Source organism: Microbacterium sp. F2E, assembly GCF_020905435.1.
GTDB classification, from domain to species: domain Bacteria; phylum Actinomycetota; class Actinomycetes; order Actinomycetales; family Microbacteriaceae; genus Microbacterium; species Microbacterium lacticum.
This window is the reverse complement of sequence record NZ_JAJJIB010000001.1, coordinates 149135-174363: the sequence shown is the minus strand read 5'-3', so window position 1 is coordinate 174363 and position 25229 is coordinate 149135. Positions and strand designations below refer to the sequence as shown.

Annotated in this window: 27 protein-coding genes, 1 tRNA gene and 1 pseudogene; 16 read left to right on the top strand and 13 right to left on the bottom strand. The window is 71.7% G+C overall.

Annotated elements, in window-relative coordinates:
- Positions 1–18 precede the first annotated feature (18 nt).
- On the top strand, positions 19–819 hold the full coding sequence (locus tag LOK55_RS00820; RefSeq protein ID WP_229933839.1) for a methyltransferase domain-containing protein: 801 nt from the start codon (positions 19–21) through the stop codon (positions 817–819).
- A gap of 6 nt (positions 820–825) precedes the next feature.
- Here the strand turns inward: LOK55_RS00820 and LOK55_RS00815 are convergent, their stop codons facing one another.
- Positions 826–1380 (bottom strand): hypothetical protein, encoded by a 555-nt coding sequence (locus tag LOK55_RS00815; protein WP_229933838.1) that lies wholly within the window; start codon positions 1378–1380, stop codon positions 826–828.
- Here LOK55_RS00815 and LOK55_RS00810 point away from each other — a divergent pair.
- From LOK55_RS00810 to LOK55_RS00795, 4 genes are all read left to right on the top strand, one after another.
- A complete protein-coding gene (locus LOK55_RS00810) occupies positions 1330–2043 on the top strand; it encodes an SDR family NAD(P)-dependent oxidoreductase (protein ID WP_229933837.1) in 714 nt (237 codons plus the stop codon). The genes LOK55_RS00815 and LOK55_RS00810 overlap by 51 nt on opposite strands.
- A 40-nt stretch (positions 2044–2083) precedes the next feature.
- Positions 2084–2464, top strand: coding sequence for a DUF3054 domain-containing protein (locus LOK55_RS00805; RefSeq protein ID WP_229933836.1), 381 nt, complete (start codon positions 2084–2086; stop codon positions 2462–2464).
- Between the two features lie 41 nt (positions 2465–2505).
- Entirely contained in the window at positions 2506–3612 is a 1107-nt protein-coding gene (locus tag LOK55_RS00800; protein ID WP_229933835.1) for a DNA glycosylase AlkZ-like family protein, read from the top strand.
- Between the two features lie 113 nt (positions 3613–3725).
- Entirely contained in the window at positions 3726–4577 is an 852-nt protein-coding gene (locus tag LOK55_RS00795) for an aminotransferase class I/II-fold pyridoxal phosphate-dependent enzyme (protein ID WP_229933834.1), read from the top strand.
- A gap of 25 nt (positions 4578–4602) precedes the next feature.
- Here LOK55_RS00795 and LOK55_RS00790 read toward each other — a convergent pair whose 3' ends face one another.
- The 4 genes from LOK55_RS00790 to LOK55_RS00775 are packed head-to-tail and all read right to left on the bottom strand — an operon-like array spanning position 4603 to position 7835.
- Entirely contained in the window at positions 4603–5514 is a 912-nt protein-coding gene (locus LOK55_RS00790) for an ABC transporter substrate-binding protein (protein ID WP_229933833.1), read from the bottom strand.
- 46 nt (positions 5515–5560) lie between these two features.
- Complete coding sequence (locus LOK55_RS00785; RefSeq protein WP_229933832.1) at positions 5561–6310, bottom strand: ABC transporter permease; 750 nt, start codon at positions 6308–6310, stop codon at positions 5561–5563.
- Complete coding sequence (locus LOK55_RS00780; RefSeq protein ID WP_229933831.1) at positions 6307–6996, bottom strand: ABC transporter permease; 690 nt, start codon at positions 6994–6996, stop codon at positions 6307–6309. Before LOK55_RS00780 ends, LOK55_RS00785 begins: the two co-directional genes overlap by 4 nt.
- The gene (locus LOK55_RS00775) at positions 6993–7835 is read right to left on the bottom strand and encodes an ABC transporter ATP-binding protein (protein ID WP_229933830.1); all 843 of its coding nucleotides are present in this window, start codon (positions 7833–7835) and stop codon (positions 6993–6995) included. Before LOK55_RS00775 ends, LOK55_RS00780 begins: the two co-directional genes overlap by 4 nt.
- Before the next feature lie 96 nt (positions 7836–7931).
- On the opposite strand from LOK55_RS00775, the gene LOK55_RS00770 reads away from it, so the two are divergent.
- The 3 genes from LOK55_RS00770 (at position 7932) to LOK55_RS00760 (ending at position 11870) form a co-directional block, all read left to right on the top strand.
- Positions 7932–9368, top strand: a complete 1437-nt coding sequence (locus LOK55_RS00770) for an NAD(P)/FAD-dependent oxidoreductase (RefSeq protein ID WP_229933829.1) — start codon at positions 7932–7934, stop codon at positions 9366–9368.
- Positions 9369–9467: 99 nt separating this feature from the next.
- The gene (locus tag LOK55_RS00765) at positions 9468–10136 is read left to right on the top strand and encodes a PadR family transcriptional regulator (RefSeq protein ID WP_229933828.1); all 669 of its coding nucleotides are present in this window, start codon (positions 9468–9470) and stop codon (positions 10134–10136) included.
- 9 nt (positions 10137–10145) lie between these two features.
- A complete protein-coding gene (locus LOK55_RS00760; RefSeq protein ID WP_229933827.1) occupies positions 10146–11870 on the top strand; it encodes an AarF/ABC1/UbiB kinase family protein in 1725 nt (574 codons plus the stop codon).
- A gap of 61 nt (positions 11871–11931) precedes the next feature.
- On the opposite strand, the gene LOK55_RS00755 is transcribed toward LOK55_RS00760, so the two are convergent.
- A complete protein-coding gene (locus LOK55_RS00755; RefSeq protein WP_229933826.1) occupies positions 11932–12708 on the bottom strand; it encodes a hypothetical protein in 777 nt (258 codons plus the stop codon).
- Between the two features lie 46 nt (positions 12709–12754).
- Between LOK55_RS00755 and LOK55_RS00750 the strand changes: the two genes are divergently transcribed.
- Positions 12755–14050: a M18 family aminopeptidase gene (locus LOK55_RS00750; protein WP_229933825.1), complete on the top strand. Its 1296-nt coding sequence runs from the start codon at positions 12755–12757 to the stop codon at positions 14048–14050.
- On the opposite strand, the gene msrA is transcribed toward LOK55_RS00750, so the two are convergent.
- Positions 14051–14587, bottom strand: a complete 537-nt coding sequence (gene msrA, locus LOK55_RS00745; RefSeq protein ID WP_229933824.1) for a peptide-methionine (S)-S-oxide reductase MsrA — start codon at positions 14585–14587, stop codon at positions 14051–14053.
- A gap of 231 nt (positions 14588–14818) precedes the next feature.
- Between msrA and LOK55_RS00740 the strand changes: the two genes are divergently transcribed.
- Entirely contained in the window at positions 14819–16096 is a 1278-nt protein-coding gene (locus LOK55_RS00740; RefSeq protein ID WP_229933823.1) for an MFS transporter, read from the top strand.
- An 87-nt stretch (positions 16097–16183) separates the two neighbouring features.
- Here LOK55_RS00740 and LOK55_RS00735 read toward each other — a convergent pair whose 3' ends face one another.
- Positions 16184–17251 carry a beta-propeller fold lactonase family protein gene (locus LOK55_RS00735; RefSeq protein ID WP_196324395.1) on the bottom strand — a complete coding sequence of 356 codons (1068 nt, stop codon included), beginning with the start codon at positions 17249–17251 and terminating at the stop codon, positions 16184–16186.
- Positions 17252–17346: 95 nt separating this feature from the next.
- Between LOK55_RS00735 and LOK55_RS00730 the strand changes: the two genes are divergently transcribed.
- Complete coding sequence (locus LOK55_RS00730; protein WP_229933822.1) at positions 17347–17904, top strand: NYN domain-containing protein; 558 nt, start codon at positions 17347–17349, stop codon at positions 17902–17904.
- Here LOK55_RS00730 and LOK55_RS00725 read toward each other — a convergent pair.
- Positions 17861–18661: a hypothetical protein gene (locus tag LOK55_RS00725; protein WP_229933821.1), complete on the bottom strand. Its 801-nt coding sequence runs from the start codon at positions 18659–18661 to the stop codon at positions 17861–17863. The two genes, LOK55_RS00730 and LOK55_RS00725, sit on opposite strands and share 44 nt — an antisense overlap.
- The gene (locus tag LOK55_RS13995) at positions 18658–18792 is read right to left on the bottom strand and encodes a hypothetical protein (protein ID WP_255314028.1); all 135 of its coding nucleotides are present in this window, start codon (positions 18790–18792) and stop codon (positions 18658–18660) included. The genes LOK55_RS00725 and LOK55_RS13995 overlap by 4 nt, the downstream gene beginning before the upstream one ends.
- A 64-nt stretch (positions 18793–18856) precedes the next feature.
- On the opposite strand from LOK55_RS13995, the gene LOK55_RS00720 reads away from it, so the two are divergent.
- On the top strand, positions 18857–19519 hold the full coding sequence (locus tag LOK55_RS00720; protein ID WP_196324398.1) for an SDR family oxidoreductase: 663 nt from the start codon (positions 18857–18859) through the stop codon (positions 19517–19519).
- An 8-nt stretch (positions 19520–19527) separates the two neighbouring features.
- Entirely contained in the window at positions 19528–20358 is an 831-nt protein-coding gene (locus tag LOK55_RS00715) for an SDR family NAD(P)-dependent oxidoreductase (protein ID WP_196324399.1), read from the top strand.
- 31 nt (positions 20359–20389) lie between these two features.
- Here the strand turns inward: LOK55_RS00715 and LOK55_RS00710 are convergent, their stop codons facing one another.
- Positions 20390–21229 carry a hypothetical protein gene (locus LOK55_RS00710; protein WP_308066620.1) on the bottom strand — a complete coding sequence of 280 codons (840 nt, stop codon included), beginning with the start codon at positions 21227–21229 and terminating at the stop codon, positions 20390–20392.
- Between the two features lie 89 nt (positions 21230–21318).
- Positions 21319–22104, bottom strand: a complete 786-nt coding sequence (locus tag LOK55_RS00705) for a siderophore-interacting protein (RefSeq protein ID WP_229933820.1) — start codon at positions 22102–22104, stop codon at positions 21319–21321.
- 146 nt (positions 22105–22250) lie between these two features.
- Here LOK55_RS00705 and LOK55_RS00700 point away from each other — a divergent pair, with 146 nt between their 5' ends.
- The gene (locus tag LOK55_RS00700) at positions 22251–22925 is read left to right on the top strand and encodes a CoA pyrophosphatase (protein WP_374107591.1); all 675 of its coding nucleotides are present in this window, start codon (positions 22251–22253) and stop codon (positions 22923–22925) included.
- Positions 22926–22984: 59 nt separating this feature from the next.
- A tRNA-Ser gene (locus tag LOK55_RS00695) sits at positions 22985–23076 on the top strand.
- Here LOK55_RS00695 and LOK55_RS14355 read toward each other — a convergent pair.
- Positions 23055–23372: pseudogene (locus LOK55_RS14355) on the bottom strand (hypothetical protein); the annotation flags it as partial. The gene LOK55_RS00695 and the pseudogene LOK55_RS14355 sit on opposite strands and share 22 nt — an antisense overlap.
- Before the next feature lie 340 nt (positions 23373–23712).
- On the opposite strand from LOK55_RS14355, the gene LOK55_RS00690 reads away from it, so the two are divergent.
- A complete protein-coding gene (locus tag LOK55_RS00690; protein ID WP_229933819.1) occupies positions 23713–25206 on the top strand; it encodes a dicarboxylate/amino acid:cation symporter in 1494 nt (497 codons plus the stop codon).
- Positions 25207–25229 lie beyond the last annotated feature (23 nt).

Here is a 25229-nt window from a genome sequence, read left to right as displayed (position 1 = left end):
GTCCGCCAGGATGGACTCATGCCCGATCCCTACGCCCACGGCCATCACGAGAGCGTGCTGCGCTCGCACCGCTGGCGCACCGCCGAGAACTCTGCGGCCTACCTGCTGCCCGCCCTCGCGCCGGGGGTGAGCGTGCTCGACGTCGGTGCGGGACCGGGCACGATCACGCTCGATCTCGCCGAGCGGGTCGCCCCGGGTCCCGTGCGCGGGGTGGATGCCTCGGCCGACGTCGTCACGCAGGCCGAGGCGGCACGCGTGGCATCCGGCCTCGACAATGCGAGCTTCGCCGTCGACGACGCCTATGCCCTCGACTCGGCAGACGGGGCGTGGGATGTCGTGCACGCGCACCAGGTGCTGCAGCACCTGGTGCGGCCGGTCGACGCACTGCGCGAGTTCCGCCGGGTCGTGGCGCCGGACGGCGTGGTCGCGGCGCGCGACGTCGACTACGAGGGTGTGATCTGGTGGCCTCTGCTGCCCGGCCTCGCCGAGTGGCTCGAGGTGTACCTCGCGGCCCACCGGGCGACGAGCGGTGAACCGGCTGCCGGGCGGCGCCTGAAGGCGTGGGCGCGCGAGGCGGGGTTCGCCGATGTGCGCTCCTCGGCGTCGGTGTGGCTGTTCGAGACTCCCGATGACCGCGCGTGGTGGGGCGGCATGTGGGCCGACCGTGCGCTGCAGTCGTCGTTCGCCGACAACGTGCGGCGCCACGGCATCGGAGACCAGGCGACACTCGAGCGGATCAGCGCGGCGTGGCGGGAATGGGCCGAGCACCCCGACGCCTGGATGCTGCTGCCGCACGGCGAGATCCTCGCTCGCGGCTGACGGCCGTCACGGCGCGAGGCGCTCGATCGCGGCGATGAAGGCGTCGAGGTCGAACGCGAACTGGGCCGCGCCGTTGTTGTCGACCCGCGCGTCGACGAGGTCGCGCAGCGCCGGGTAGCCCTGCCGCTCGGCGGCGAAGGTGGCGCGCAGGGCTTCGATCTGCGGGTGGCCGCCCTCGCGGGCGCCGATCACCGCGTCTTGGGCGAACCCGCGGCAGATCGTGACGAGCAGGTGCATGGCACGGCTCACCGTGACGCGGTCGAGCCCCGCGGCCAGCATCCGCTCGGCGATCAACTCGGCCGGGCCGGCGAGGGCGAGATCGCTGGGGCTCGTGAAGCGGAAGTACGCGAGCCACTGGCCCGTGTCGACGAGACTGTGCCACATGTTCTCGGCGTAGGCGCGGCAGGCGTCTTGCCAGTTCTCACCGAGGTCGAGGTCGACCGCGTCGAAGCGAGCGCGGACGGCGTCGATCGCGAGCAGCTCGAGCAGGCTTTCGCGATCGGTGACGTGATGGTTCAGCGCCTTGCGGTCGACGCCGAGCGCCGTCGCGACCTCTTGCATCGTGAGTTCGTCGCCGTCGACATCTCGGCCGACAAGCTGACCGAGTTCGCCGCGTCGCTGGAAGGTCACATCGACGCCGAGATCGTCACCGTCGCGGGTGACATCACGACGCAGGAATCGGTCGACGCGATCGTCGCCGCCGCCGGCGAGCGCATCGACGCCCTCGCCAACGTCGCGGGCATCAACGACGACTTCTCGCCGCTGCACGAGACGACGGATGCCATGGGGGATCGCGTTCTCGCGGTCAACGTCACCGGTGCGTTCCGCCTCACGCGCGCCGTGCTGCCCGCGATGATCGCCGCCGGCGCCGGGTCGATCGTGAACATCGCCTCGGAGGCGGGGCTCCGCGGCTCGGCGTCGGGCAACGCCTACACGACGAGCAAGCATGCCGTCATCGGCATGACCAAGTCGGCAGCGTTCATGTACGGCCCGAACGGTGTGCGCGTGAACGCCGTCGCGCCGGGTGGGGTCGCCACCGGCATCCCGTTCCCGCCGCACGTGTCGGAGGCGGGCCAGGCGCGGCTGCAGCCGTTCCAGGCATCCATCCCCACGCTCGCGACGGCCGAACAGCTCGCGGCATCGATCACCTTCCTTCTCTCTGACGACGGCGTGAAGCTGAACGGGGTCGTGCTGCCGAGCGACGGCGGCTGGTCGGTGCAGTAAGCGGTACGGGGCCGCGAGGGCGGCGTCGTACGCTGGAGGCATGACCTCTTCGCGCGCCGCCCTCGCGGCCTTCGCCGTCGATGCGGTCCTCGTCGTGCTCTTCGCCGCGACCGGGCGGCTGAGCCACGCCGAGAACGTGCTCGTGGGGCTATGGACCACGGCGTGGCCGTTCCTGCTCGCCCTCGTCGCGGGCTGGCTCATCACGCGGGCGTGGCTCGCGCCGCGCGCGGTGGTGCGCACGGGACTGCCCGTCTGGGCGATCACGGTCGCGGGCGGGATGGTGCTGCGCGCCGCGGTGGGGCAGGGCGTCGCCGTCTCGTTCATCATCGTCGCGGCGATCGTGCTGTTCGTGCTGCTGGTCGGCTGGCGCGCGCTCGCGCTCCTCGTCTCGCGCCGGCGCGCCGCAGCGACCACGCGCTGACACCCCGACGCGTGTCGGGGCCGCGCGGTACGCTCGCTCGCGTGTCGGAACCGGTGCACCACCTCACGCGTGAGCAGGCGCGGCGGCTCGCGGTGCGCGCGCAACTGCTCGACGCGGCGCGGCCGGGCGACGTGGTCGAGGCCGCCGAGCAGCTCGGCGCGATCAAGATCGATCCGACCGCGACAATCGCTCCGTCGGAGCAGACGATCCTGTTCAGCCGCATCGGCTGGGGGTACGAGCCGGGGCAGCTCACCGCGGCGGTCGAGCGCGACTGGCTGCTGTTCGAGTACGACGGGCATTTCCGCCCCGTGACGCTGCTGCCCGCACACCTCGCACGCATGGGTGGGCGGGTGTTCCGGGCGCAGGCGACGCAGTGGCTCGAGTCCAACGCGCGCTTTCGCGCCGACGTGCTCGCCCGCTTGCGCGCCGAGGGGCCGATGCTCGCGGCGCAGATCCCCGACACGAGCCAGGTCGCCCATCGCAACGAGGCCGGCTGGTACGGCTCGAACCAGGTGCCCCGCATGCTCGACCTGCTGTCGTACGTCGGCGAGGCCGCGATCGTCGGGCGCGAAGGCCGCCAGCGGGTGTGGGATCTCGGCGAGCGCGTCTACGCCGACGTGCCGGTGCTCGGCTACGACGACGCCGGCGCGGTGCTGGAGGAACACCGGTTGCAGGCCGCCGGCATCGCGCGGCAGAAGTCGCCGTGGACGCCCGTGGGAACGGCCGGCGCCCCGGCATCCGTCGAAGGGTCGGCGTGGCGCTGGCGCGTCGACGCCGCCGCACTCGACACCCTCGACGACGACCCGGGCGGGCGCGTGGCGATCCTCAACCCCTACGACGGCATGCTCTTCGACCGGCCGCGCCTGAAGGAGCTGTTCGGTTTCGAGTTCGTGCTCGAGCAGTTCAAGCCGAAGGCGCAACGGCGGTTCGGCTATTTCGTGCACCCGATCCTCGTCGGCGACCGCTTCGCGGCGCTGCTCGATGCCGAACTCGACAAGAAGAAAGAGAACCTCGTCGTCACCGCCGTGCACGAGCTCGACCCGGTCGATGACGTGCTCCGCCTCGACGACGAAGAGCGCGAGATGGTGGATGCCGAGATCAGCGACCTCGCGGAGTGGCTGGGCGTTCCCGTGGTGCGGGCCCGCTGACCCTCACTCCCGCTCGCCCGGCGTCACACGACGACACGCGATTGGTGCCCTGCCGCCCGTGCGCACGACGATGGGGGAGCGCGCGCGAGCGCCGCACAGAAGGGACGGGCGTCATGGCGACACAGGTCACAGGCGACGGCGGGGCCGGCAGGCGCGGCTTCTCGACGAGGCAGCTGCACGAGCGCGCCGCAGGCGCCGCACCGACGGCGCGCGCGACCCCGATCTATCTGACCGCCGGGTTCGAGTTCGACGAGTACGAGCAGGCCGCCGCGCACTTCGGTGAGGGCCGCGGCTACGCCTACACCCGCATCGGCAACCCCACCGTCGAGGCCGTCGAGCACACCCTCGCCGCGCTCGAGGGCGGGTCGCAGGCGCTGCTGCTCTCGAGCGGGCAGGCCGCGACGAGCGTCGCGCTGCTGAGCCTTCTCGAATCGGGCCAGCACGTCGTGTCGTCGACGCACATCTACGAGGGCACGCGCGGGCTGCTGCGCGACAACCTCTCGCACCTCGGCATCGGCACGACGTTCATCGACGACATCGACGATGTGGATGCCTGGGAGGCGACGATCCGCCCCGAAACCCGCGCCCTGTTCGCCGAGTCGATCTCGAACGCCGCGAACCGGCTCGTCGACATTCCGGCGCTCTCGGCTGTGGCCCGGCGCCACGGCATCCCGCTCGTCATCGACAACACCTTCGCGACGCCGTATCTCGTGCGCCCGATCGAGCAGGGCACCGACGTCGTCGTGCACTCGGCGAGCAAGTTCCTCGCCGGGCACGGGAGCGTCTTGGGCGGCGCGATCGTCGACAGCGGACGGTTCGACGCCGAGCGGTCGGGGCACCTCTTTCCGCACCTGATCGCGCCGGGGCGCGGACCTTCGCGCCTTCTGACCGCGAGTCACCACTCTTCTCGCGAATCACGACGCCATTCGCGGGATTGGCGTGGTGATTCGGCGAGAAGGTGGTGACTCGTGGGTGGCGCATCGCGCGAGGTCAGCTGAGGCCGTTGGCCTTGAGCCACGCCGATGCGATGTCCTTCGGGGACTTCTGGTCGACGGTCGACTCGACGTTCAGCGCGACGAGGCCTTCGGGGGTGAGCGCGGCGCTCACCTTGTTGATGACGTCGGCGATCTTGTCCGACACACTCGTGCTGACCACGGGCACGACGTTCGAGGCGAGGAAGAGGCCCTCGGGGTCGGCGAGGGTCACGAGGTCGTCGGTCTTGATGCGCGGGTTGGCGCTGTAGACGTTCGCGATCTGGATGTTGCCGGCGACGAGCTCGTCGACGGTCGTGTCGGCCGTGCCTCTGAAGGTCACGTCGACGCCGTACTTCGACTTCAGGCCGCTGGGGCCGTAGGGCCGGGTCTCGAGCTCAGGGGGACCGCCGAGCACGAGATTCGGGATGCCGGCGAGGTCGGCGATGCTCTTCAGGTTGTGCTCCTGCGCGAACGCGGCCGTCACGTTGTACGAGTCCTGGTCGGTCGCGGGCGACTGATCGAGCACGGTCAGCCCCTCGGGCAGCGCTTCCTTCAGCGCCGCGTACACCTCGTCGGACGAGGTCGCGGTGGTGTCGGGGTCGAAGAACTGCAGCAGGTTGCCGGTGTACTCGGGGAAGAGCTGGATCGTGCCGTCTTCGAGCGACGGGATGTAGGCGTCGCGCTGGCCGATGTTGAACTGGCGCTCGACGGAGAAGCCGGCGCCCTCGAGGGCCTGCGCGTAGATCTCGGCGATGATCTCGTTCGAGTAGTACGCCTGCGAGCCGATGACGATGGTGTCGGATGCCGCGGCCGCCGAGGTCTCGGCGCCGCCCGAGATCGGATCGGACGATGAGCAGCCCGAGAGGGCGAGCGCCGCGATCGCGGCGGTGCCGACCGCAAGGGCCAGGCGGGAATGGATGCGGGACATGCGGTGTGCCTTTCGTGAGGAGTGCTGTGGTGCTGTGGAGGGGGAGTCAGGAGGCGGCGTCGGCGGGGCGGCCGGGTCGGAACCAGGGTGTCCGCGACCCGACGACGTCGTCGCGGCGACGCGCGTCGCGCTCGGCGACGCCACGCGGCACGACGACATGCTGGAGCAGGGCGAACAGCCCGTCGAGGGCGAGCGCGAGGGCGACGACGATCAGCGAGGCCCCGAGAATCTGCGGGAAGCTGCGGATCTGGATGCCCTGGATGATGAAGAACCCGAGGCCGCCGAGGCCGACGTACGCGGCGATCGTGACGGTCGCCACGACCTGCAGGGTGGCCGAGCGGAGGCCCCCGATGAGAAGGGGCAGGCCGAGGGGCACCTCGATCTTCCAGAGCACCTGCCACTCGGTCATGCCGACCGCGCGCCCCGCATCGATGACGGTGCGGTCGATCGCCTCGAAACCGGCGTAGGCGCCGGCGAGGATCGAGGGGATCGCGAGAAGGACGAACGCGACGACCGCCGCCTCGGTCTTGTGCACGACGCCCAGCAGCAGCACGAGCAGCACGACGAGACCGAGCGAGGGGAGGGCGCGCGCGGCGCCCGAGAGGGCGACGGCGATCTCGCGCCCGCGGCCCGTGTGGCCGATGAGCCACCCGAGGGGGATCGCGATGACGGCGGCGATCGCGACCGACCCGAACGTGAACGCCAGGTGCTGCCACACCGCGAGCGGCAAAGGCAGCGATCCGGTCAGGCGATCGGGCGAGAAGATCCAGGCGAAGGCCTCGGCGAAGACGTTCATGCGACGCCTCCCGCGAGGCGTGCGCGGGCGGCGGAGCGTTCGCTGCGGGTCTGGGTGCGCCGCGGCATCCACGGCATGGCGATACGACCGGCGATCACCAGCAGCAGGTCGACGAGCAGCGCGATGACGACCACCGCGACGACGCCGGCGAGGATCTCCGGCACGATGCGGCGCTGGAAGCCGTTGGTGAAGAGGTAGCCGAGGTTCTGCACGCCGATGAGGATGCCGACGGTCGCGAGCGCGATCGTCGAGGTCGCCGTCACGCGCAGACCGGCGAGCAGCACCGGGCCGGAGAGCGGCAGGTCGACCGTCCAGAACCGTCGCCACGGGCCGAAGCCGACGGCGATCGCGGCGCTGCGGGTGGCCGGGTCGACCGAGTCGAGCCCGTCGGTCACGGACCGCGTCATGATCGCGACGCCGTAGATCGTCAGCGCGATGATGAGGTTCGTCTCGGACAGGTAGGGCACCCCGAGCGCCGCGAGGAGGGCGAATAGCCCGAGCGAGGGGATCGTGTAGAGCAGCCCGATCGTCGTGAGCACGGGCCCGCGCAGGGTCGTGTAGCGCCAGGCGGCCCAGCCGATCGGGAGGGCGATCACGAAGCCGAGCGCGATCGCGATGACGCTCTGGCGCACGTGGTCGAGCGTCAGCGACCAGATGAGGTCCAGGTTGTCGAGCACCCAGGTCACGGGTTCGCCCCGTCTGTCGCGTCCTCACCCACGAGCACGCCCTGAATGCGCCCGGCGGCATCGACGAGCACGGTGCCGTGGTCCGTCCGCTTGGCGTGCAGGGCACGCGCCCCGCGTTCCACCCCGATGAACTCGGCCACGAAGTCGGTCGCCGGGTTCTCGATGATCTCCGACGGGGTACCGACCTGGGCGATGTGCGCGCCCTTCTCGAGGATCACGACCTGGTCGCCGAGCAGGAACGCCTCGTCGATATCGTGTGTGACGAACACGACCGTCTTGTCGAGGTCGCGCTGCAGGCGGAGCGTCTCGGTCTGCAGTTCGCTGCGGACGATCGGGTCGACCGCGCCGAACGGCTCGTCCATCAGCAGGATGTTCGGGTCGGCCGCGAGCCCGCGGGCGACGCCTACCCGCTGCTGCTGGCCGCCGGACAGCTGACGGGGATAGCGGTCGGCGAGCGCGCGGTCGAGGCCCACGATGTCGAGCAGCTCGAGGGCGCGCCGACGGGCCTCGGCCCTCGGCGTGCCGTTCAGGCGCGGCACCGTGGCGACGTTGTCGATGACGGTGAAGTGGGGGAGCAGCCCCGCGTTCTGCATGACGTACCCGATGCCGCGGCGCAGCCGGACGGGGTCGCGGTTCTGGATGGGTTCGCCGTCGATCGTGATCTCGCCGCTCGTCGGTTCGATGAGCCGATTGATCATCCGCAGCAGCGTCGTCTTGCCGCACCCCGATGAGCCCACGAAGACGGTGGTCTTGTGGGCGGGCAGCACGAGACTGAAGTCGTCGACCGCCACGGTGCCGTCGGGGAACTGCTTCGTGACGGAGCGGAATTCGATCGCCATGCATCCTCCGGTTCGGGTGGCATCCACCCAACCACACCCCTCCGACATCTCGCAGGGGGCTGGCATGCGGCGTCACACTCGGGTAAGGCTGGGCAGATGGATGCCACGGAGTACGACCTCATCGTGATCGGCGCCGGTCCTGTCGGCGAGAACGTCGCCGACCGGGCCGTGCAGGGCGGTCTCACCGCCGTCATCGTCGAGTCGGAGCTGGTCGGCGGGGAGTGCTCGTACTGGGCGTGCATGCCCTCGAAGACGCTGCTGCGGCCGGTCGCGGCCCTCCGCGCGGCGCGGGCGGTGCCGGGCGCCGCGCCCGCGGTGACCGGCGGGGTCGACGTCGCCGCGACGCTCCACGCGCGCGACCGGATCGTGCACGAGTGGAACGACGCCGGTCAGGTCGACTGGCTGAACGGCGCCGGCATCGACCTGGTCCGCGGGCACGGCCGGCTGGACGGCGAGCGGAGGGTGCGGGTGGAAGCGCCGGACGGCACCGAGCGCGTGCTCACCGCGCGGCACGCGGTGGCGGTGTGCACCGGGTCGGCGGCGCTCCTGCCGGACATCCCCGGCCTCCTCGACGCGGAACCCTGGACGAGCCGGGAGGCGACCGCGGTGGCCGAGGTGCCCGCCTCGCTCGCGATCCTCGGCGGAGGCGTCGTGGCGTGCGAGCTCGCGACGGCGTTCGCGTCGTTCGGGACCCGCGTCACGGTCATCGCGCGGTCCGGGCTGCTCGGCCCGTTCGAGCCGTTCGCCGGCGAGGCGGTCGCGCAGGAGCTCCGTGCGGCGGGCGTCGACGTGCGCCTGCACACCGACGTGCAGGCGGTGCGCCGCGACGGCGCTGCGCGCGTGGTCGAGCTGAAAGGCGGCGACGAGGTGCGCGCCGACGAGCTGCTCGTCGCGACGGGCCGTGTGCCGCGGACGGGCGATCTGGGCCTCGAGACCGTGGACACCGGCGCGACGCCGCTCGCGGCGGGGGAGTGGATCGGGGTCGACGACACGCTGCGGGTGCCGGGGACATCGTGGCTCTACGCGGTCGGCGATGTGAACCATCGCGCACTCCTCACGCATCAGGGCAAGTACCAGGCGCGCGCGGCCGGGGATGTGATCGCGGCCCGCGCGACCGGCGGCGAGGTCGACGACCGCCCGTGGGGTGCGCACGTCGCCACGGCCGACCATTCCGCGGTGCCGCAGGTCGTCTTCACCGAGCCGCAGGTCGCGTCCGTCGGGCTCACGCAGAAGCAGGCTCAGGATGCCGGGGTGCGCGCCCGCACCCTCGACGTCGACCTCGGCGGCATCGCCGGCGCCGCCACCCACGCGCCCGGGTACGCCGGGACCGCCCGGGCGGTCGTCGACGAGGATCGCGGCGCGCTGATCGGTGCGACCTTCGTCGGCGCCGACGTCGCGGAGTTGCTGCAGGCGGCGACCATCGCGGTCGTCGGTGAGGTGCCGCTCGACCGTCTCTGGCACGCGGTGCCCGCCTATCCGACGATCAGCGAGCTGTGGCTGCGCTGGCTGGAGGCGTACGGCCGGCCGAGCTGAGGGATGCCTGCGCGCTGACGCTCACGGCGAACTCACGGTCTCGACGACACATGAACGATATATCGTTATATATCGTTCACGATTCGAGGGAGGGTGCTCATGAACAGTTCATTCGGTGGTCAGGGGTTCAGCGGTCAGGGCTACGGAGGCCAGGGCTTCGGCGGTTTCGGCGGCGGTGACGGGCGCGGAGTGTTCGGCGGCGCCGGCATGGGCGACCTGTTCGAGACGCTCGGCCAGCTCAAGCAGAACTTCGAGGAATCGATCGGTCAGCGCTTCGACCAGAAGGCCGGGTCCCGCATGGGCCGCGGAGACGTGCGCGTCGCGATCCTCGCGCTCCTGTCCGAGCAGCCGATGCACGGCTACCAGATCATCCAGCAGATCGAGGAGCGTTCCGGCGGCTCGTGGAAGCCGAGCCCGGGCTCGGTGTACCCGACGCTGCAGCTGCTCACCGACGAGGGCGCCGTCGAGGTCGAGGAGGAGGGTGGGCGCAAGACCTACTCGATCACCGAGGCCGGCCGCGCCGAGGCATCCGACCGCCCCGCCCCGTGGCAGGGTCAGCAGACCGGCGCCGCGGGCGAGTCCGCGGCCGGTTCGCACGGTGCACGTCCGAGCGGCCCGGGCTTCGGGGCGCTCCCTAAGGCGGGCGCCAACCTCGCGCAGGCCGCGATGCAGGTGGGACGCACGGGCACGCCCGACCAGGTGCAGCAGGCCGTCGACATCATCGACGAGGCACGCCGCAAGCTGTACGCGATCCTCGCCGAGGGCTGAGCCGCACCGATGCCGGCGTCGCGCGCCCGCTATCGCCGGATCGTCCGGTTCGCGACCGGGGTGATGCTCTCCACGTGGTGGTTCGAGGTCGTGCTGCCCCGGATCGGCTTCGCCGAGGTCGCCGAGCGCGGTCGTACCGCGCGGCTGCAGCGCATCTCGCGCCGCTTCCGCGTACTCGCGATCGAGCTCGGCGGCCTCATGATCAAGGTCGGCCAGTTCCTCTCCTCGCGGCTCGACGTGCTGCCGCCCGAGGTGACGAGCGAGCTCGAGCAGCTCCAGGACGAGGTGCCTCCGGTGCCGTTCGACGAGATCCGCGCGCTCGCTGAGGCGGAGCTCGGGGTGGCGCTCGGCCGCGTCTACGCCTCGTTCGACGAGGTGCCGGTGGCAGCGGCATCCCTCGGCCAGGCGCACCGCGCGCGGCTCTCGGCCGACGATGAGCGCATCGTCGGGTTCCGTGACGTCGTGGTCAAGGTGCAGCGGCCCGGCATCGACGAGATCGTCGAGATCGATCTCGCGGCGCTGCGGACGATCGCCGACCGGCTCAGTCGGGTCGGGTTCGTGGCGCGGCGGGTCGATGTGCCGGCGCTCGTCGAGGAGTTCGCCGCGACCAGCCGCGAAGAGATCGACTATCTCCACGAGGGCGTGTCGGCGGAGCGGTTCGGGCTGGAGTTCGCCGACGGCGCGCGCGTGGCCGGGCCGACCGTCGTGTGGGAGCGGACGACGCGCCGCGTGCTGACCCTGTCCGACGTCACGGCGATCAAGGTGAACGACGTCGCGGCGCTGCGGGCGGCCGGGATCGACCCCGCCGAGGTCGCGCAGACCTTCGCCGAGGTGATGTTCGAGCAGCTGTTCGGCGCGGGCTTCTTCCACGCCGACCCGCACCCCGGGAACGTGTTCGTCACGCCCCACGCGCCCGACGCGGCAGGTCGCACGTGGACGCTCACCTTCATCGACTTCGGCATGATGGGCCACGTTCCGCCCGAGCTGCGCGCGGGCCTGCGGCGCATCGTGATCGCGGTCGCCGCGCGCGACGGCAAGGGTCTCGTCGCCGGCATCCAGCAGATCGGCGTACTGCTGCCGTCGGCCGACACGACCGAGCTCGAGCGGGCCCTCACCGAGCTGTTCGCCCGCTTCGGCGGGCTCGGTTTCGGCGAGCTGCAAGACGTCGACCCGCGCGAGTTCCAGGCGTTCGCCGACGAGTTCGGCGAGGCGATGCGCGAGTTGCCGGTGCAGCTGCCCGAGAACTTCTTGCTGATCACGCGCGCCGTCTCGCTCACTTCGGGCGTGTGCAGCGCCCTCGACCCCGGCTTCAACGTGTGGCACGCCGTCGAACCGTTCGCGCAGCGGCTGCTGCGCGAAGAGAGCCGCAGTGCTCTGACGGATGCCGCGAAGAGCGTGTTCTCGTACGCGAAGACCATCGTGGGGCTGCCGGTGCGCATCGATCAGGTCGCCGCGCGGATCGACCGGGGCGAGCTCGCGGTGGACACTCCCGAGATCGAACGTCGCCTCGACCGGCTCGAGGGGATGCTGCGGCTCGTGATCGCCGCGGTCGTGTTCGCCACGATGGCCGTCGGCGGCTCGCTGCTGTGGGCGGCGGCGCCGCCGCTCGCGGTGACGCTGCTCGTCGTGAGCATCGTGCCGCTCCTGATCGCCCTGTCGGGGCTCACTCGACGGCGCGGCTGGCGTCCGCACCGCCGCGCCCATCGCAGCCCGCACGTCACCGCGCGCCGCTGATAGTCTCGTCAGCGACAGCGCCTAGGGTTCCGGGGTCTCGCACCCGCCCGAGTGCGGGACGTCATCTGACAGGACAAAAGCCCGGAGGACCCCGTCCGTCGCGCCCGCCGCCGGACCGAAGGGTCTGATGTCTCCGCTCGCACTCCTCCTCGTCCTCGGCGCCGCGTGCGCCCACGCCGGCTGGAACGTGCTCACCCACGGCACGAGCCGTCTCGGGCGTCCCGTTCCTGTGGTGCGGCGCCGTCGCGAGCACCCTCCTCTGGGCGATCGTGGCGCCGCTCACCGGCGGTCTCGGCGAGGCCGACCTCGCGTACTCCGACAGCGCGTTCGTCTCGAGGCTGGGCGCGCACGCGCGCGCGACGCCGGTCGTGCCGTGCTGCCAGGCGAGCGTCGTGCGGCCGCCGCTCGGGGCCGGCGCGGAGGGGAGTGCCACCACCGCACTGGCGACGGCGGGCGAGCCATCGACGCGCTCGGTCGCGTACAGGATGCGGAGCGCGGTCGAGCCGACGGGGACCTCCCCGTCGTACGCGCCGACCCGCAGCAGCGCGCCGGGCTCGGCGGCAACCGGCTCCGTCCACGTGTAGCCGCGGCGACGACCCAGGCGAACAGCAGCAGCCCCACATCCGGCCAGAGCCACACGAGCACCGCCGCGGCGAGGCTCGCCGCGGCGACGACGACATCGACGATCCGGTCGGTGACCACACCGGCGCGGGAGGTCGTCGACCGAGTCCGCCGGGGGCGTGAGGGAGCGGAGCGCCAGGAACACGCCCAGCGCGACGGCCGCGGCGCCGAGCACGCCGGTGAGGATCCGGGCGGTCGAGGTGGGTCGCCCGCTCATCCTCTCAGCGTAGGGTCGCCGCGGGAGCGCGAACTACGCTGGGAGGATGTCCGCCCCCGCCACCGCTGCAGCCCTCGCCCACGCCGACGATCTCGCCGACTTCGTCGCCGCCTCGCCGTCGAGCTTCCACGCCGCCGCCGAAGTTGCGCGGCGGCTGACGGCCGCCGGGTTCACGTCCCTCGACGAGACCGCGCCGTGGTCGGTCGAGCCGGGCGCGCGACAGCTCGTCGTGCGCGACGGCGCCGTGATCGCGTGGGTCGTCCCGGGCGGTGCGACCGCCGATACACCGTTCCACATCTTCGGGGCGCACAGCGATTCGCCCGGGTTCAAGCTCAAGCCGCAGCCGACGACGGGCCGCGCCGGGTGGCTGCAGGCCGGCGTCGAGATCTACGGCGGACCGCTGCTGAACTCATGGCTCGACCGTGAGCTGCGCCTCGCCGGGCGGCTCGTGCTCGACGACGGATCCAGCGTGCTCACTGCGACCGGGCCGCTCCTGCGCCTCCCGCAGCTCGCGATCCACCTCGACCGCGAGGCGAACGACCACCTCGCGCTGCACAAGCAGACCCAGACCCAGCCCGTGTGGGGTCTCGGCAACGCGGCATCCGCCGACCTCCTCGCCGAACTCGCCGCCGCCGCCGGCCCGGACGTCGATCCGGCACGCATCCGCGGCTACGACATCGTGACCGCCGATGCGGCCCACGGCGCGGTGTTCGGCAAGGACGATGCGTTCTTCGCGTCGGGTCGGCTCGACGACCTGGCATCCGTGCACGCCGGTCTCGTCGCCCTCGGAGCACACGAGCACGCGGATGCCTCGCACATCGCGCTGCTCGCCGTCTTCGATCACGAAGAGGTCGGGTCGGGCACCCGTACGGGCGCCGCGGGGCCGTTCCTCGCGGACGTGATCGAGCGCATCCAGCTCGGGCTCGGCGCCGATCGCGAGCAGCAGCTGCGCGCGCTCGCCGCGTCGTGGTGCGTCTCGAGCGACGTCGGCCACTCCGTGCACCCCAACTACGTCGAGAAGCACGACCCGGTCGTGCAGCCGCTGCTCGGCTCAGGCCCGATCCTCAAGATCAACGCCAACCAGCGCTACGCGACCGACGCGGCCGGCGCCGCCGCCTGGCACGGCTGGTGCGAGGCGGCGGGCGTCACAAGCCAGGAGTTCGTCTCGAACAACGCTGTGCCGTGCGGGTCGACGATCGGACCGATCACCGCGACGCGGCTCGGCATCCGCACCGTCGACGTCGGCATCCCGATCCTGTCGATGCACTCCGCGCGCGAGCTCGTCGGCACGGCCGACCTCCTCGCGCTCAGCCGCGCCGCGGCCGCCTTCTTCGCCGGCTGATCACACCCCGGCGCGGGCAGGGAGCACCCACCCGGCACGCGGGAAGTGGCACGTGTACCCGTTCGGGATGCGCTGCAGGTAGTCCTGGTGCTCGGGCTCGGCCTCCCAGAACGGGCCGGCGGGCTCGATCGTGGTGACCGCCTTGGCCGGCCACAGGCCCGAGGCATCCACGTCGGCGATCGTGTCGCGGGCGACCTGCTCCTGCTCGCTCGTCAGCGGGAAGATCGCGGAGCGGTAGCTCGTGCCGATGTCGTTGCCCTGCCGGTTCAGGGTCGACGGGTCGTGGATCTGGAAGAAGAACGCGAGGATGTCGCGGTAGCTGGTCTTCGCCGGGTCGAACACGATCTCGACCGCTTCGGCGTGACCGGGGTGGTTGCGGTAGGTGGCGTGGTCGTTCTGGCCGCCGGTGTAGCCGACGCGGGTGTCGAGCACGCCGGGCTGGCGCCGGATGAGGTCTTCGACCCCCCAGAAGCAGCCGCCGGCCAGTACTGCCGTCTCGGTGCCCGCGGTCCGGGTGATGCTGCCATCGTTCGACATGGTGTCTCCTTCGCTCGCACAGGTCGTGGATGCCGCGGCAGCGGCGTCTTCTCCCACAACATCTGCTGCATCGATTCTGGTCCCTCCCGAACCTCACAGGTCGCTGGGAGTCGATCCACGGTAGAATGGATGCCTCCGCAGCGCCGTTTCGGCGCGGCGAGGTGCATCTACCAGCTCGATGGAACCGGGAAACGGCGGCACGTGAAAACGAGCCCTTTTCCGGAGGAGAGCGTGACGAGCACCCTGAAGCACGACGCCGTCACCGGCGGTGACGACGCGACGCTGATCGATCACACCGGGTCGATCTACTGGCCCATCGCGTTCATCGCGCGGCTGCCGTTCGCGATGATGACCGTGGGCGTGCTGATGCTCGTGGTCGCTGCGACCGGATCGGTGGGCCTCGGCGGCCTCACCTCCGCCGCCGTCGGCATCGGCGTCGTCATCGCCGGCCCCCTCATCGGCGACCTCGTCGACCGTCACGGTCAGCGCCGCGTGCTCGCGCCCGTGGGCCTCGCCAATGGCATCCTGCTCGCCGTGTTCCCCGTGATCGTGATGAGCGACGTCCCCGAGGGCGTGCTGCTCGCCGCAGCGCTCGCGATCGGGCTCACCGCCCCGCAGGCGGCCGCGATGTCGCGCAGTCGCCTGCTGACGATCATCTCGGCGCGGCTCGCACCGGGCCGCCGCGCGCAGACCACGAGCCGGATCATGGCCTACGAATCGGCCGCGGACGAGACCGCGTTCGTGATCGGGCCGTTCCTCGTGGGCATCCTGGCCGCCCTCATCGCGCCGTGGGCGCCGATCGCGATCGCGGCGGCGCTGAGCTTCGCGTTCGTCACGGCGTTCGCCCTGCACCCGACCGCGCGAGTCGTCACCGTCGGTGACGACGCCACCGCCCAGCGTGCGCCCCTGCGCGAGGTCTTCTCGGCGAAGGTGCTGGTGCTGGTCGCCGCGACCTTCGCGGTCGGCATGTTCTTCGGGTCGACCCTGACCTCGCTCACCGCGTTCGCGCAGGCGCACGGCGACGAGGCGCAGGCGGGGCTCGTCTACGGCCTCATGGGGATCGGCTCGGCCGTGCTCGCGCTCGGCGTGGTGCTGCTGCCGGCGCGGTTCGCGCTGGCGCGGCGGTGGATCGTGTTCTCCCTCGTGGTCACGATGGTCGCGGTCGGCTATTCGACGGCCGACTCGCTCGCCGCGATCATCGTCTGGCTGCTGCTCATGGGGCTCGGCGTCGGACCGACCCTCGTCACCCTGTTCTCGCTCGCGGGGCAGCGTGCGCCGCTCGGCCGCGCCGCGACGACGATGACGCTGCTCGGATCGGCCCTCACCCTCGCGCAGGCGCTCTCGTCGGCCGTCACCGGCTGGCTCGCCGAGGAGGTGTCGCTGCACGTCGCGATGATCGTCCCGGCCGTCGCCGGCGTGCTCGTGCTGACGTCCGGGGTGGTCAACGCGGTGGCCGAGCGGCGCGCCGCGACCGGCTCCGTCGCCGCGGCCGAGCAGGTCGCCCCATAGCGGAGCGCGTCGCCGCGCGAGCGGTCGGCGTCGTCGCGCGAGCGGTCGGCGTCGCCGCGCGAGCGGTCGGCGTCGTCGCGCGAGCGGTCAGACGAAGCGCACCCAGTTGGCGCCGCGGCCGGTCTCGGCGCGGTCCCGGAGCGTCAGCGCGTCGCCGTCGATGCGGTAGAGCGAGACCGAGGTCGACTTCTCGCCCGCCGCGACGAGATACCGGCCGTCGGCGCTCACGCCGAACCCGCGTGGCTGCTGCTCGGTCACGGTGAAGCGGTCGGGCGGAGAGAGCGAGCCATCGTCCGCGATCGCGAGCGATCCGAGCGTGTTCGCGGCGCGCTCCGACGCCCACAGCCGGTCGCCCGCACGGTGCAGGTCGGCGCCCCAGAGGTAGTGGTTCGCGAGGGGATCGGCACCGAACACGCTCCGCCCGAGCCCGGCCGCGGGGTCGAAGGCGGCCGTCGCCTCCTTGAACTCGAGCGCGCCCTCATCGCGGTCGCGCCGGTAGCGGAGCACCTCGGCGGAGAACTCCGTCAGCACGTACACCGCGCCGTGCTCGTCGTCGATCACGAGGTGACGCGGCCCGCTGCCGGTGGGGGCGGCGGCCGTCGGCGGATCGAGCGGGGTGAGCGCGAGGTCGTCGCCGAGCGCGTACTGGGCGATGAGATCGGCGCCGAGCGAGACGAAGTAGGCGAAGCGCCCGTCGGGGCTCGGCAGCACCGAGTGCAGGTTCGGGTACGACACGCGCGCGCCTGGTTCGCCGACCGAGCCGGATGCCACGGGGCAGACGACGCCGTAGCCGCCGCCATAGCTGGCGCCGAGCAGCACGGAGCCGCCGCGCGCGAGCGCGAGATAGTTCATGCCGCCCGCGGGCAGGTCGAGGCGGGAGCGCTCGGTGAGCGTGCCGGAGGAGCGGTCGAGCGCGAGGGTGACGATGCCCGCGGGCTCGCCCTTGACGCCTGCGTAGACGAGGTCGCGCTCCGTGTCGACGACGAACGTCGAGCATCCGGTGAGGCCCTCGGTGACTGCGAGTCGCTCGAGCCGGTCGCCTTCGCCGCCGCCCGTGCCGCCCGTGCCGCCCGTGCCGTCCGCCACGAGGCGGAAGGTCGAGATCGAGCCGTCAGCGGCGTTGGCCACGAGAACGAGGGAATCGGTGCCGGTCATGCTTCCAGCGTAGGCGCGGAGCGTGTACGGCGGCACCGTGGGGGAGACCCCTCCTAGGATGAGGGGGCAGGGATGCCACGGAGAAGGAGACCAGCGTGACCGATGACGGCCGCACGACCTGGGTGCTCATCGACGGCGAGAACATCGACGCCACGCTCGGCAGCTCGATCCTCGGCCGCCGGCCCCAGCCCGACGAGCGCCCGCGGTGGGACCGCATCCTCGCGTTCCTCGCGGCGCAGTGGAACCAGCAGACGCGCGGCCTGTTCTTCCTGAACGCCTCGACCAACCTGCCGATGTCGTTCATCCAGGCGCTCCTCGCGCTCGGATACCAGCCGATCCCGCTGTCGGGCGACGCCGACGAGAAGGTCGTCGACATCGCGATCCAGCGGACGCTCCAAACCCTCCGCGATCGCGCGGGCGACGTTGTGCTCGTCAGCCACGACGGCGATTTCGTCGACGACCTCGCGATGCTCGCCGACGGACGCCGGCTCGGCGTGCTCGGTTTCACCGAGTTCCGCAACGCCGGGTTCGGCGACATCCCCGGCATCCAGTTCTTCGATCTCGAATACGACGTGCACGCGTTCGACGCGCAGCTCCCGCGCGTGCGGATCATCCCGATCGACGAGTTCGACCCCGCGCAGTTCCTGCGCTGAGCGGGCGCGCATGCCGGGCTCCGACGCGACGACCTCGCTGCAGCGCACCTACCGCTACCTGCGGCTGGCGATCGCCGGCGCGGTCGTCGTTCGTCGGAGCGCTGATCGCGGTGTCGGTGTGCTTCTTCGCGCTGTCCGGCCGCGGCGCCGAGCGGGTGTTGCTCGACGCCGCGGCGACCGTCGTGCCGCTCGTCGCGATCGTGCCGACGATGATCTCGCCGGGGTCGGTCCCCGGCATCGACGCGCACTGTCCGCCGGGGCGCGGATCGTGCGTCCCCGCAGCGTTCGATGCGGCGGTCCACGGCGGCGTGCTCACCGACCTGATCGTCGGCGCGGTGTTCGTGCTCGTCGCGGGCGGGGCGAGCACCGTGACGATCTCATCGAGACCGCGCAGGTCCGCGGGGTTGAGTGTCAGCAGCACGCGACCGCGTGCCGCAGCGATCGCGGCAATCATCCGGTCGGTGCGGTGGGCCTTCGGATCACCTCCGCGGTGGGATGCCCGTGTGGTGATCATTCCATAGCGCTGCGCCGCGGCATCGTCGAAGGGCAGCCCTTCTCCGAAGATCGCCTGCGCCTGTTCGAGCGCGCTCGCACGACCGCGAGCGATGTTGGCGGTGCGTGCCATCGACACTCCCAGCCGCAACTCCGCATAGGTGAGACTGCTGATCGCGAGGTCGCTGAACGAGCTGAGGTCGAAGACTCGCCGTTCGTGGAACAGGACGATGACCAGCGAAGAGTCGAGCAGCGCCCGCGTCATCGCCAGTAGTCGCGATCAGCCGCGGCGCGGGCGTCGGCGAGATCCTCGAGCCAGTCGGCATCCGCGGTCAGTATGCGCAACCGCGTCATGAACTCTGCGCCGCTGATGCCGGGCTCGGGTCGGTGAGGCACGACTGTCTACGCACTGCGGGGACGGGCGACCCGCCGTAGGCTCGGGGTGACGGAAGGAGCCCCCATGGCCCGCATCCTGCTCATCGGCGGTCACGGCAAGGTCGCGCTGCTGCTCGAACCGCTGCTCGTCGCCGCCGGTCACCACGTCACCGCCGTCGTGCGGAACCCCGCTCACGAGGCCGACGTCGCCGCGACCGGCGCGACGCCGCTCGTCGCCGACGTCGCGAGCTTCGACCTCGACCAGCTCACGAGCCTCGTCAGCGGCAACGACATCGTCATCTGGTCGGCCGGCGCCGGCGGCGGATCCGCCGAGCGCACCTACGCCGTCGACCGCGACGCGGCGATCCGCTCGATCGACGCCGCCGCCGCCGCCCGCGTGCCGCGCTACCTGATGGTGTCGTACTTCGGCGCGGGGCCAGACCACGGCATCGACCCGAGCGACTCCTTCTACGCGTACGCCGAGTCGAAGGCCGCCGCCGACGCGCACCTCCGCGCGAGCGCGCTCGACTGGACGATCCTCGCGCCCTCGAGTCTCACCCTCGCCCCGCCCACCGGGCGCATCGACGTCACCGCCGACACCTCGCGCTCGGTTGCGCGCGCCGACGTGGCCGCCGTCATCGCGGCATCCATCGACGAACCGGCGACGATCCGGCGCTCCGTGCGCTTCAACACGGGCGACGTGCCGATCGCCGAGGCCCTGCAGACGCTCCCCGTCGCGAGCGCGTGACCCCGACGATGCCCCGCACGATCGTCATCACCGGCGCGAGCGACGGCGTCGGCGCAGCCGCCGCGCGGCAGCTGCACGCGGTCGGCGAGCACGTCGTCGTCGTCGGCCGCAATCCCGACAAGACCCGCGGCGTCGCGGAGAGCATCGGCGCGCCCTGGCACGTCGCCGACTACGCCGATCTCGACCAGGTGCGGCAGCTCGCCGCGACGTTGCTCGACCGCTATGAACGCATCGACGTGCTCGCGAACAACGCCGGCGGCATCTTCGCGGGGCGCACGCTCACCCGCGACGGATTCGAGACGACCTTCCAGGTGAACCACCTCGGCGGGTTCCTGCTCACGAACCTGCTGCTCGAGCGGCTCCTCGCGAGCGGCGCCTCGGTCATCCAGACCTCCAGCATCGCCGCACAACGCTTCTCGCGGTTCGACATCGACGATCTGCAGGGCGAGCGCCGCTTCTCGCCGAGCACCGCCTACGGCAACGCGAAACTCGCGAACATCCTCTTCACCAAAGAGCTCGCGCGCCGGTTCAGCGGCGAGGGCCTGAACGCCGTCGCCTTCCACCCCGGCGCGATCGCGAGCAGTTTCGCCGGCTCGGCGCGCGGGGCGTGGCACTGGCTGTACACGAACCCGCTCGCGTCGCGGCTGCTCACCTCGACCGAGGTCGGCGGCGCGCGGCTCGGCTGGCTCGCCATCGGCACGCCCGGTGTCGACTGGCAGTCGGGCCAGTACTACGCGAACAACCGTCCGGCCCGCACGAGTCCGCTGGCCGCCGACCCGCTGCTCGCGGCGAAGCTGTGGCAGCGGAGCGCGGAGATGGTCGGCCTCGACGCGGACTGACGCCTCGGGGTCTGCGTGCGCCTGCGCGCGCCTATGCGCGCAGGATCGCGTCGACGACCGCGGCCGTCGCCTCCGGCGCAACATGCAGGTTGAGCGCGGGTTCGACGAGCTCGACCTCGAGCACGCACAGGCCGTGTGCGGCCGAGTCGACGGTGTCGATCCGCGCATAGAGCGGGACCTCACCGGTGACCGATGCCACCGCGGCGAGCACCTCGCCGGCGAAGGCGCGTTCGGCGTCCGTGGCCGGCACGGGCTCGGGGTTCTCCTGATAGACGCCGCCGCGCAGACCGCCGCCCGTCTCGAGCAACGCACCCTTGGCGATCGCGTGCGTGAAAATGCCGTCGATGGCATACAGCGCCTTCTCGTGCCCCGCCGACAGCTCGGCGACCTCGGGCTGGACCATCGCCACGCCACCCCGCTCGACGATGCGGGCGGCGAGATCCCGGGCGCGCGGGTCGGATGCCTCGAAGAGCCCGGTGTCGCGGGCGCCGGCCGACACCACCGGCTTCACGACGACGCGGCCGTCGCCCCGGCTCTCGGCGCGGACCTCGGCGCCGGCGACCTCGGCGATGGCCGCCGTCGCGGCATCCATCGTCGTCGCGTATCGGGTGGGAACGACCCGTACGCCGGCGCGCTCGAGGTCGGCGAGGTAGTGCTTGTCGAGGTTCCAGCGCACGGTCGAGGGGGCGTTCACGACGCGGCTCGCCCGCTCGGCGCGGTCGAGCCACGCGAGGAACTCGGGGAGGCGATCGGGGTAGTCCCACGGGGAGCGGAGCACGAGCAGGTCGAACCCGCCGAGGTCGATCGCGGCGTCATGCCACACGACCCGTTCCGCCTCGGCCCCGCGGGCGCGGAGGGCGTCGAGGATCACCGGGGTGTCCTAATCGGGGTCTTCGTCGGCGTACGCGTCGGTCACGACGATGCCGATGCGGCGGGGCGAGACGGGCACGGCTGCCGCCGTCAGAGGATCTTGCCGATGGGTTCGCGCTTCTCGGCCTGGAAGCGGTCCTCGGTGCGCCCGCGGGCCCAGTATCCCGACAGCGACACCTGTGCACGGTCGAGGCCGCGCTCCTCGAACAGCACGCGTCGCACGGCCTTCATCGACTCGCGCTCGCCGTGCGCGAAGACCTGCACGGTGCCGTCCGGCCAGTCGAGCTGGCCGAGCACGGAGGCGAGCGCCTCGACGTCGTGGCCGGGATCGATGATCCACTCGACGCGCACGCCGTTCGGCGCGGGGACGGGCACGATGGCCGTCTCGCTGTCGACCTCGATGACGACGTGCCCGCGGGCATCCGGGTTCAGCGCCTCGAGCCGCTCGAGCCCTGCGGCGATCGCCGGCACCGCCGACAGGTCGCCGGCGAACAGGTGTGCGTCGGCCGTCGGATCGGGGGAGTAGCCGCCGCCCGGTCCCATCAGGCTGATCCGGTCGCCGGGTCTCGTGCGCGCCGCCCACGGTCCCGCCAGCCCTTCGTCGCCGTGCACGACGAAGTCGACGTCGAGGGTGCGCGCCTCGGCGTCGACCCGACGCGCCGTGTAGGTGCGGGTGACGGGGAGGGATTCGGGCTCCGGCGTCGTGAACTTCAGCTTTACGTACTTGTCGGTCTCGGGGCGGTCTTCGAACTGAGCGAAGCCCTCCCCGCCGAGCGTCACCCGTACGAGCTGGGGCGACAGATGCGAGACCGCGACGACCTCGAGCTCGACGGTGGGGCGGGGTGCGCGGGGAGAGGTGCGTGAGGAGAGAGCCACACCTCCACGGTAGCGGCCGGGCGCGGTGGCGGGCCGGTTGACATCGACGGCGCCGGACGGGGAGGGTGGAGAGGACCACGGCGAGGAGGACCGATCATGCAGCGGAGTGTTTCGGTCAGCGCGCGCCCGGCCGCCTCGTGAGCGGCGTGCCCCGAGCCGCGCACGCCGAGCTCGCCGCCCTCGCCGCCGCGCGTACGCCGTGGAATGCCAGGCTGCGCGCGCTCCCCGCCAGTGAGTCGCCGCGAGCGGCCGCGGTGCTCATGCTCTTCGGCGTGCTCGATGCGCTGCCCGCACTGCGCGATGCGCAGGATGCCGCGGTCTCGCGCGACCTCGATGTGCTGCTGCTCGCGCGGGCGACGACGCTCCGCGCGCATCCGGGTCAGGTCGCCTTTCCCGGCGGACGCCTCGATCCGGGCGACGACGGCCCCGTGGGCGCGGCCCTGCGCGAGGCGGAGGAGGAGACCGGGCTCGACCCGTCCGGCGTCGAGGTGCTCGGGGTTCTTCCCGAGGTGCCGTTGGAGTTCTCCGGGCATCTGGTCACGCCGGTGCTGGGGTGGTGGCGGCGTCCGTCGCCCGTCCGCGTCGTCGACGTGGCCGAATCGGCCGACGTGTTCCGAGCTCCGGTCGCCGATCTGCTCGACGCGCGCAACCGCGGCGTGACGGTCATCCGTCGTGGCGGTCAGGAGTGGCGCGGCCCCGCGTTCGAGGTCGGTGGCCATCTCGTCTGGGGGTTCACGGCCGCGCTGCTGGACACGCTGTTCGACACCCTCGGCTGGACCGAGCCCTGGGATGACGGGCGCGAACTGCCGCTGCCGGGGTGAGGGTGGCGCGCTTGGGCGCCGGCCGGCCCGCCCGCCCGCCGATGATAGGATCTCCCCTTGGAAGTGTGTCCGAGCGGCCTAAGGAGCATGGCTGGAATCCATGTAGGCGGGGTAACTCGCCTCGCAGGTTCAAATCCTGTCACTTCCGCCAGTACGGCAGAGAACCCCGCCCGGGGAGGACTTCGGGCGGGGTTCTTCTTTGGCGCGATGACGCTCACTCCGCCCGGGCGTCCGCCTGCCATTGCCGATATGCACTCTCGAGGTACTGACCGGCAGGTTTGCCATACGGACAGCAGCCGAGCCGGTTCGACTGGGGCATCCGGCCTCCATGAAGAAGAACGGGCGATCGGCTGCCGCGACGACTCCTCCGATCCGATCCAGCTGCCTCTCCCACTGATCGATCGGGTAGTAGCCGCTCGACGACATGATGTCGACACGATCACAGGCTGCGACGTGTCGGCCCGCGCGTCGCCCATCACATCGCGCCGGGTCATCCTCAGCTCACCGACCCAATCGACGGACGTGTCGTTGGACAAGACGGTAACGTGGGTGAGCGGCTCGGCGAGGGGCTGCTCGGCGGGCGCTCCGGTGGCTGTTCGACCCGCCCGAGCGCCGACCCTGGCGCGTACCGCTGGCCGCCTGAGGGAATGGACGGGCGGCGTCCCCCGTTGTCATTCCCCGTCACATCGGCCCGGGTCATCCGCGCGCCGTCGTAGCGTCGAGAGCGGTCCGCCTTCTGCGGGCCATCGCACCAACCGGCATCCGCCGCCTCAGGAGACACACCCCCATGAGTTCCACCCGCACCGCCGTGCCCGCGTCGAACCCCGCCGCCCGCGCGCCGAAGCCGAAGAAGCCGTTCTACCGGTCGTTCGGCTTCCAGATCACGATCGCCCTGATCGCCGGCATCCTGCTCGGCATCCTGGCGCTGAACCTCGGCCCCGACGCCGAGGGCAACCCGAACGGACTCGCCGCGACGCTGTCGACGATCGGCAACGCCTACGTGACGCTGCTGAAGGTCGCGGTGGTGCCGCTCATCTTCCTCGCGATCGTCGCGAGCATCACCCAGCTGCGGAACGTCACCAACGCCGCTCGCCTGGCCGGCCAGACGCTCCTCTGGTTCGGGATCACCGCGCTCATCGCGGTGACGATCGGCATCGTGCTCGGCATCACGATCCAGCCCGGCAACCGTGTCGCGCACGACCAGCTGCAGACGGGCGATCCGGACGCGGTCGGCACGTGGTGGAACTTCCTGAAGGGCATCATCCCGCAGAACTTCCTCGGCCTCACGGTGTCGAGCTCGGTGGATGCCACGACCGGCGCCGTCACCTCGACCGTCGGCTTCAACGTGCTGCAGGTCATCGTCATCTCGATCGCCGTCGGCGTCGCTGCCCTCAAGCTCGGCAAGCGCGCCGAGCCGTTCGTCGTGTTCACGCAGTCGAGCCTCAAGATCGTGCAGCGCGTGCTGTGGTGGATCATCCGCATCGCCCCGATCGGCACCCTTGGCCTCATCGCCTCGGCCGTCGTGCAGTACGGCACCGACAAGCTCCTCACCCTCGTCTGGTTCGTCGTCGCCGTCTACGCCGGGCTCGTGCTGGTGCTCTTCGTCGTCTACCCGATCCTCGTGAAGAGCCACGGACTGTCGATCAAGCAGTACTTCTCGGGCGTCTGGCCCGCCGTGCAGCTCGGCTTCGTGTCGCGCTCGTCGATCGGCACCCTCCCGCTCACGCAGCGCGTCACGGAGCGCAACCTCGGCGTGCCGCGCGAGTACGCCTCGTTCGCCGTGCCGCTCGGCGCGACCACGAAGATGGATGGCTGCGCCGCGATCTACCCCGCGATCGCCGCGATCTTCGTCGCCCAGTTCTTCGGCGTCGAGCTCAACATCGTCTCCTACCTGCTGATCGCGCTCGTCTCGGTCGTCGGCTCCGCCGCCACCGCCGGCACGACCGGCGCGACGGTCATGCTCACCCTGACGCTGTCGACCCTCGGCCTGCCGCTCGAGGGTGTCGGCCTGCTGCTCGCGATCGACCCGATCCTCGACATGGGTCGCACCGCGGTGAACGTCGCCGGGCAGGCGCTCGTTCCGACGATCGTCGCGAAGCGCGAGGGCATTCTCGACCGCACGCTCTACGACGCGCCGCGCGACGGCGAGCCGTTCGCCGACGACTCCGACGACGACGAGGTCGCTGCGGCGATGGAGCTCGAGCGCATCGCCGAGGCGCAGGCGCCGGCCGACCCGGTGGACGACGGCATCCGCACCGAGGCGGCTCCGACCCGGGGCTGACCGCACGGCGGGGAGCCCGGTCG

Excerpts from the sequence above, each read along its gene's own strand:
- LOK55_RS00750 (WP_229933825.1), top strand. The coding sequence starts at position 12,755 with ATGTCCGCCCCCGCCACCGCTGCAGCCCTCGCCCACGCCGACGATCTC.
- LOK55_RS00805 (WP_229933836.1), top strand. The coding sequence starts at position 2,084 with ATGACCTCTTCGCGCGCCGCCCTCGCGGCCTTCGCCGTCGATGCGGTC.
- LOK55_RS00770 (WP_229933829.1), top strand. The coding sequence starts at position 7,932 with ATGGATGCCACGGAGTACGACCTCATCGTGATCGGCGCCGGTCCTGTC.
- LOK55_RS00755 (WP_229933826.1), bottom strand. The coding sequence starts at position 12,708 with ATGAGCGGGCGACCCACCTCGACCGCCCGGATCCTCACCGGCGTGCTC.
- msrA (WP_229933824.1), bottom strand. The coding sequence starts at position 14,587 with ATGTCGAACGATGGCAGCATCACCCGGACCGCGGGCACCGAGACGGCA.
- LOK55_RS00715 (WP_196324399.1), top strand. The coding sequence starts at position 19,528 with ATGCCCCGCACGATCGTCATCACCGGCGCGAGCGACGGCGTCGGCGCA.
- LOK55_RS00725 (WP_229933821.1), bottom strand. The coding sequence starts at position 18,661 with ATGACGCGGGCGCTGCTCGACTCTTCGCTGGTCATCGTCCTGTTCCAC.
- LOK55_RS00690 (WP_229933819.1), top strand. The coding sequence starts at position 23,713 with ATGAGTTCCACCCGCACCGCCGTGCCCGCGTCGAACCCCGCCGCCCGC.
- LOK55_RS00760 (WP_229933827.1), top strand. The coding sequence starts at position 10,146 with ATGCCGGCGTCGCGCGCCCGCTATCGCCGGATCGTCCGGTTCGCGACC.
- LOK55_RS00815 (WP_229933838.1), bottom strand. The coding sequence starts at position 1,380 with ATGCAAGAGGTCGCGACGGCGCTCGGCGTCGACCGCAAGGCGCTGAAC.
- LOK55_RS00775 (WP_229933830.1), bottom strand. The coding sequence starts at position 7,835 with ATGGCGATCGAATTCCGCTCCGTCACGAAGCAGTTCCCCGACGGCACC.
- LOK55_RS00795 (WP_229933834.1), top strand. The coding sequence starts at position 3,726 with ATGGCGACACAGGTCACAGGCGACGGCGGGGCCGGCAGGCGCGGCTTC.
- LOK55_RS00720 (WP_196324398.1), top strand. The coding sequence starts at position 18,857 with ATGGCCCGCATCCTGCTCATCGGCGGTCACGGCAAGGTCGCGCTGCTG.
- LOK55_RS00810 (WP_229933837.1), top strand. The coding sequence starts at position 1,330 with ATGGTTCAGCGCCTTGCGGTCGACGCCGAGCGCCGTCGCGACCTCTTG.
- LOK55_RS00765 (WP_229933828.1), top strand. The coding sequence starts at position 9,468 with ATGAACAGTTCATTCGGTGGTCAGGGGTTCAGCGGTCAGGGCTACGGA.
- LOK55_RS00735 (WP_196324395.1), bottom strand. The coding sequence starts at position 17,251 with ATGACCGGCACCGATTCCCTCGTTCTCGTGGCCAACGCCGCTGACGGC.
- LOK55_RS00785 (WP_229933832.1), bottom strand. The coding sequence starts at position 6,310 with ATGAACGTCTTCGCCGAGGCCTTCGCCTGGATCTTCTCGCCCGATCGC.
- LOK55_RS00820 (WP_229933839.1), top strand. The coding sequence starts at position 19 with ATGCCCGATCCCTACGCCCACGGCCATCACGAGAGCGTGCTGCGCTCG.
- LOK55_RS00790 (WP_229933833.1), bottom strand. The coding sequence starts at position 5,514 with ATGTCCCGCATCCATTCCCGCCTGGCCCTTGCGGTCGGCACCGCCGCG.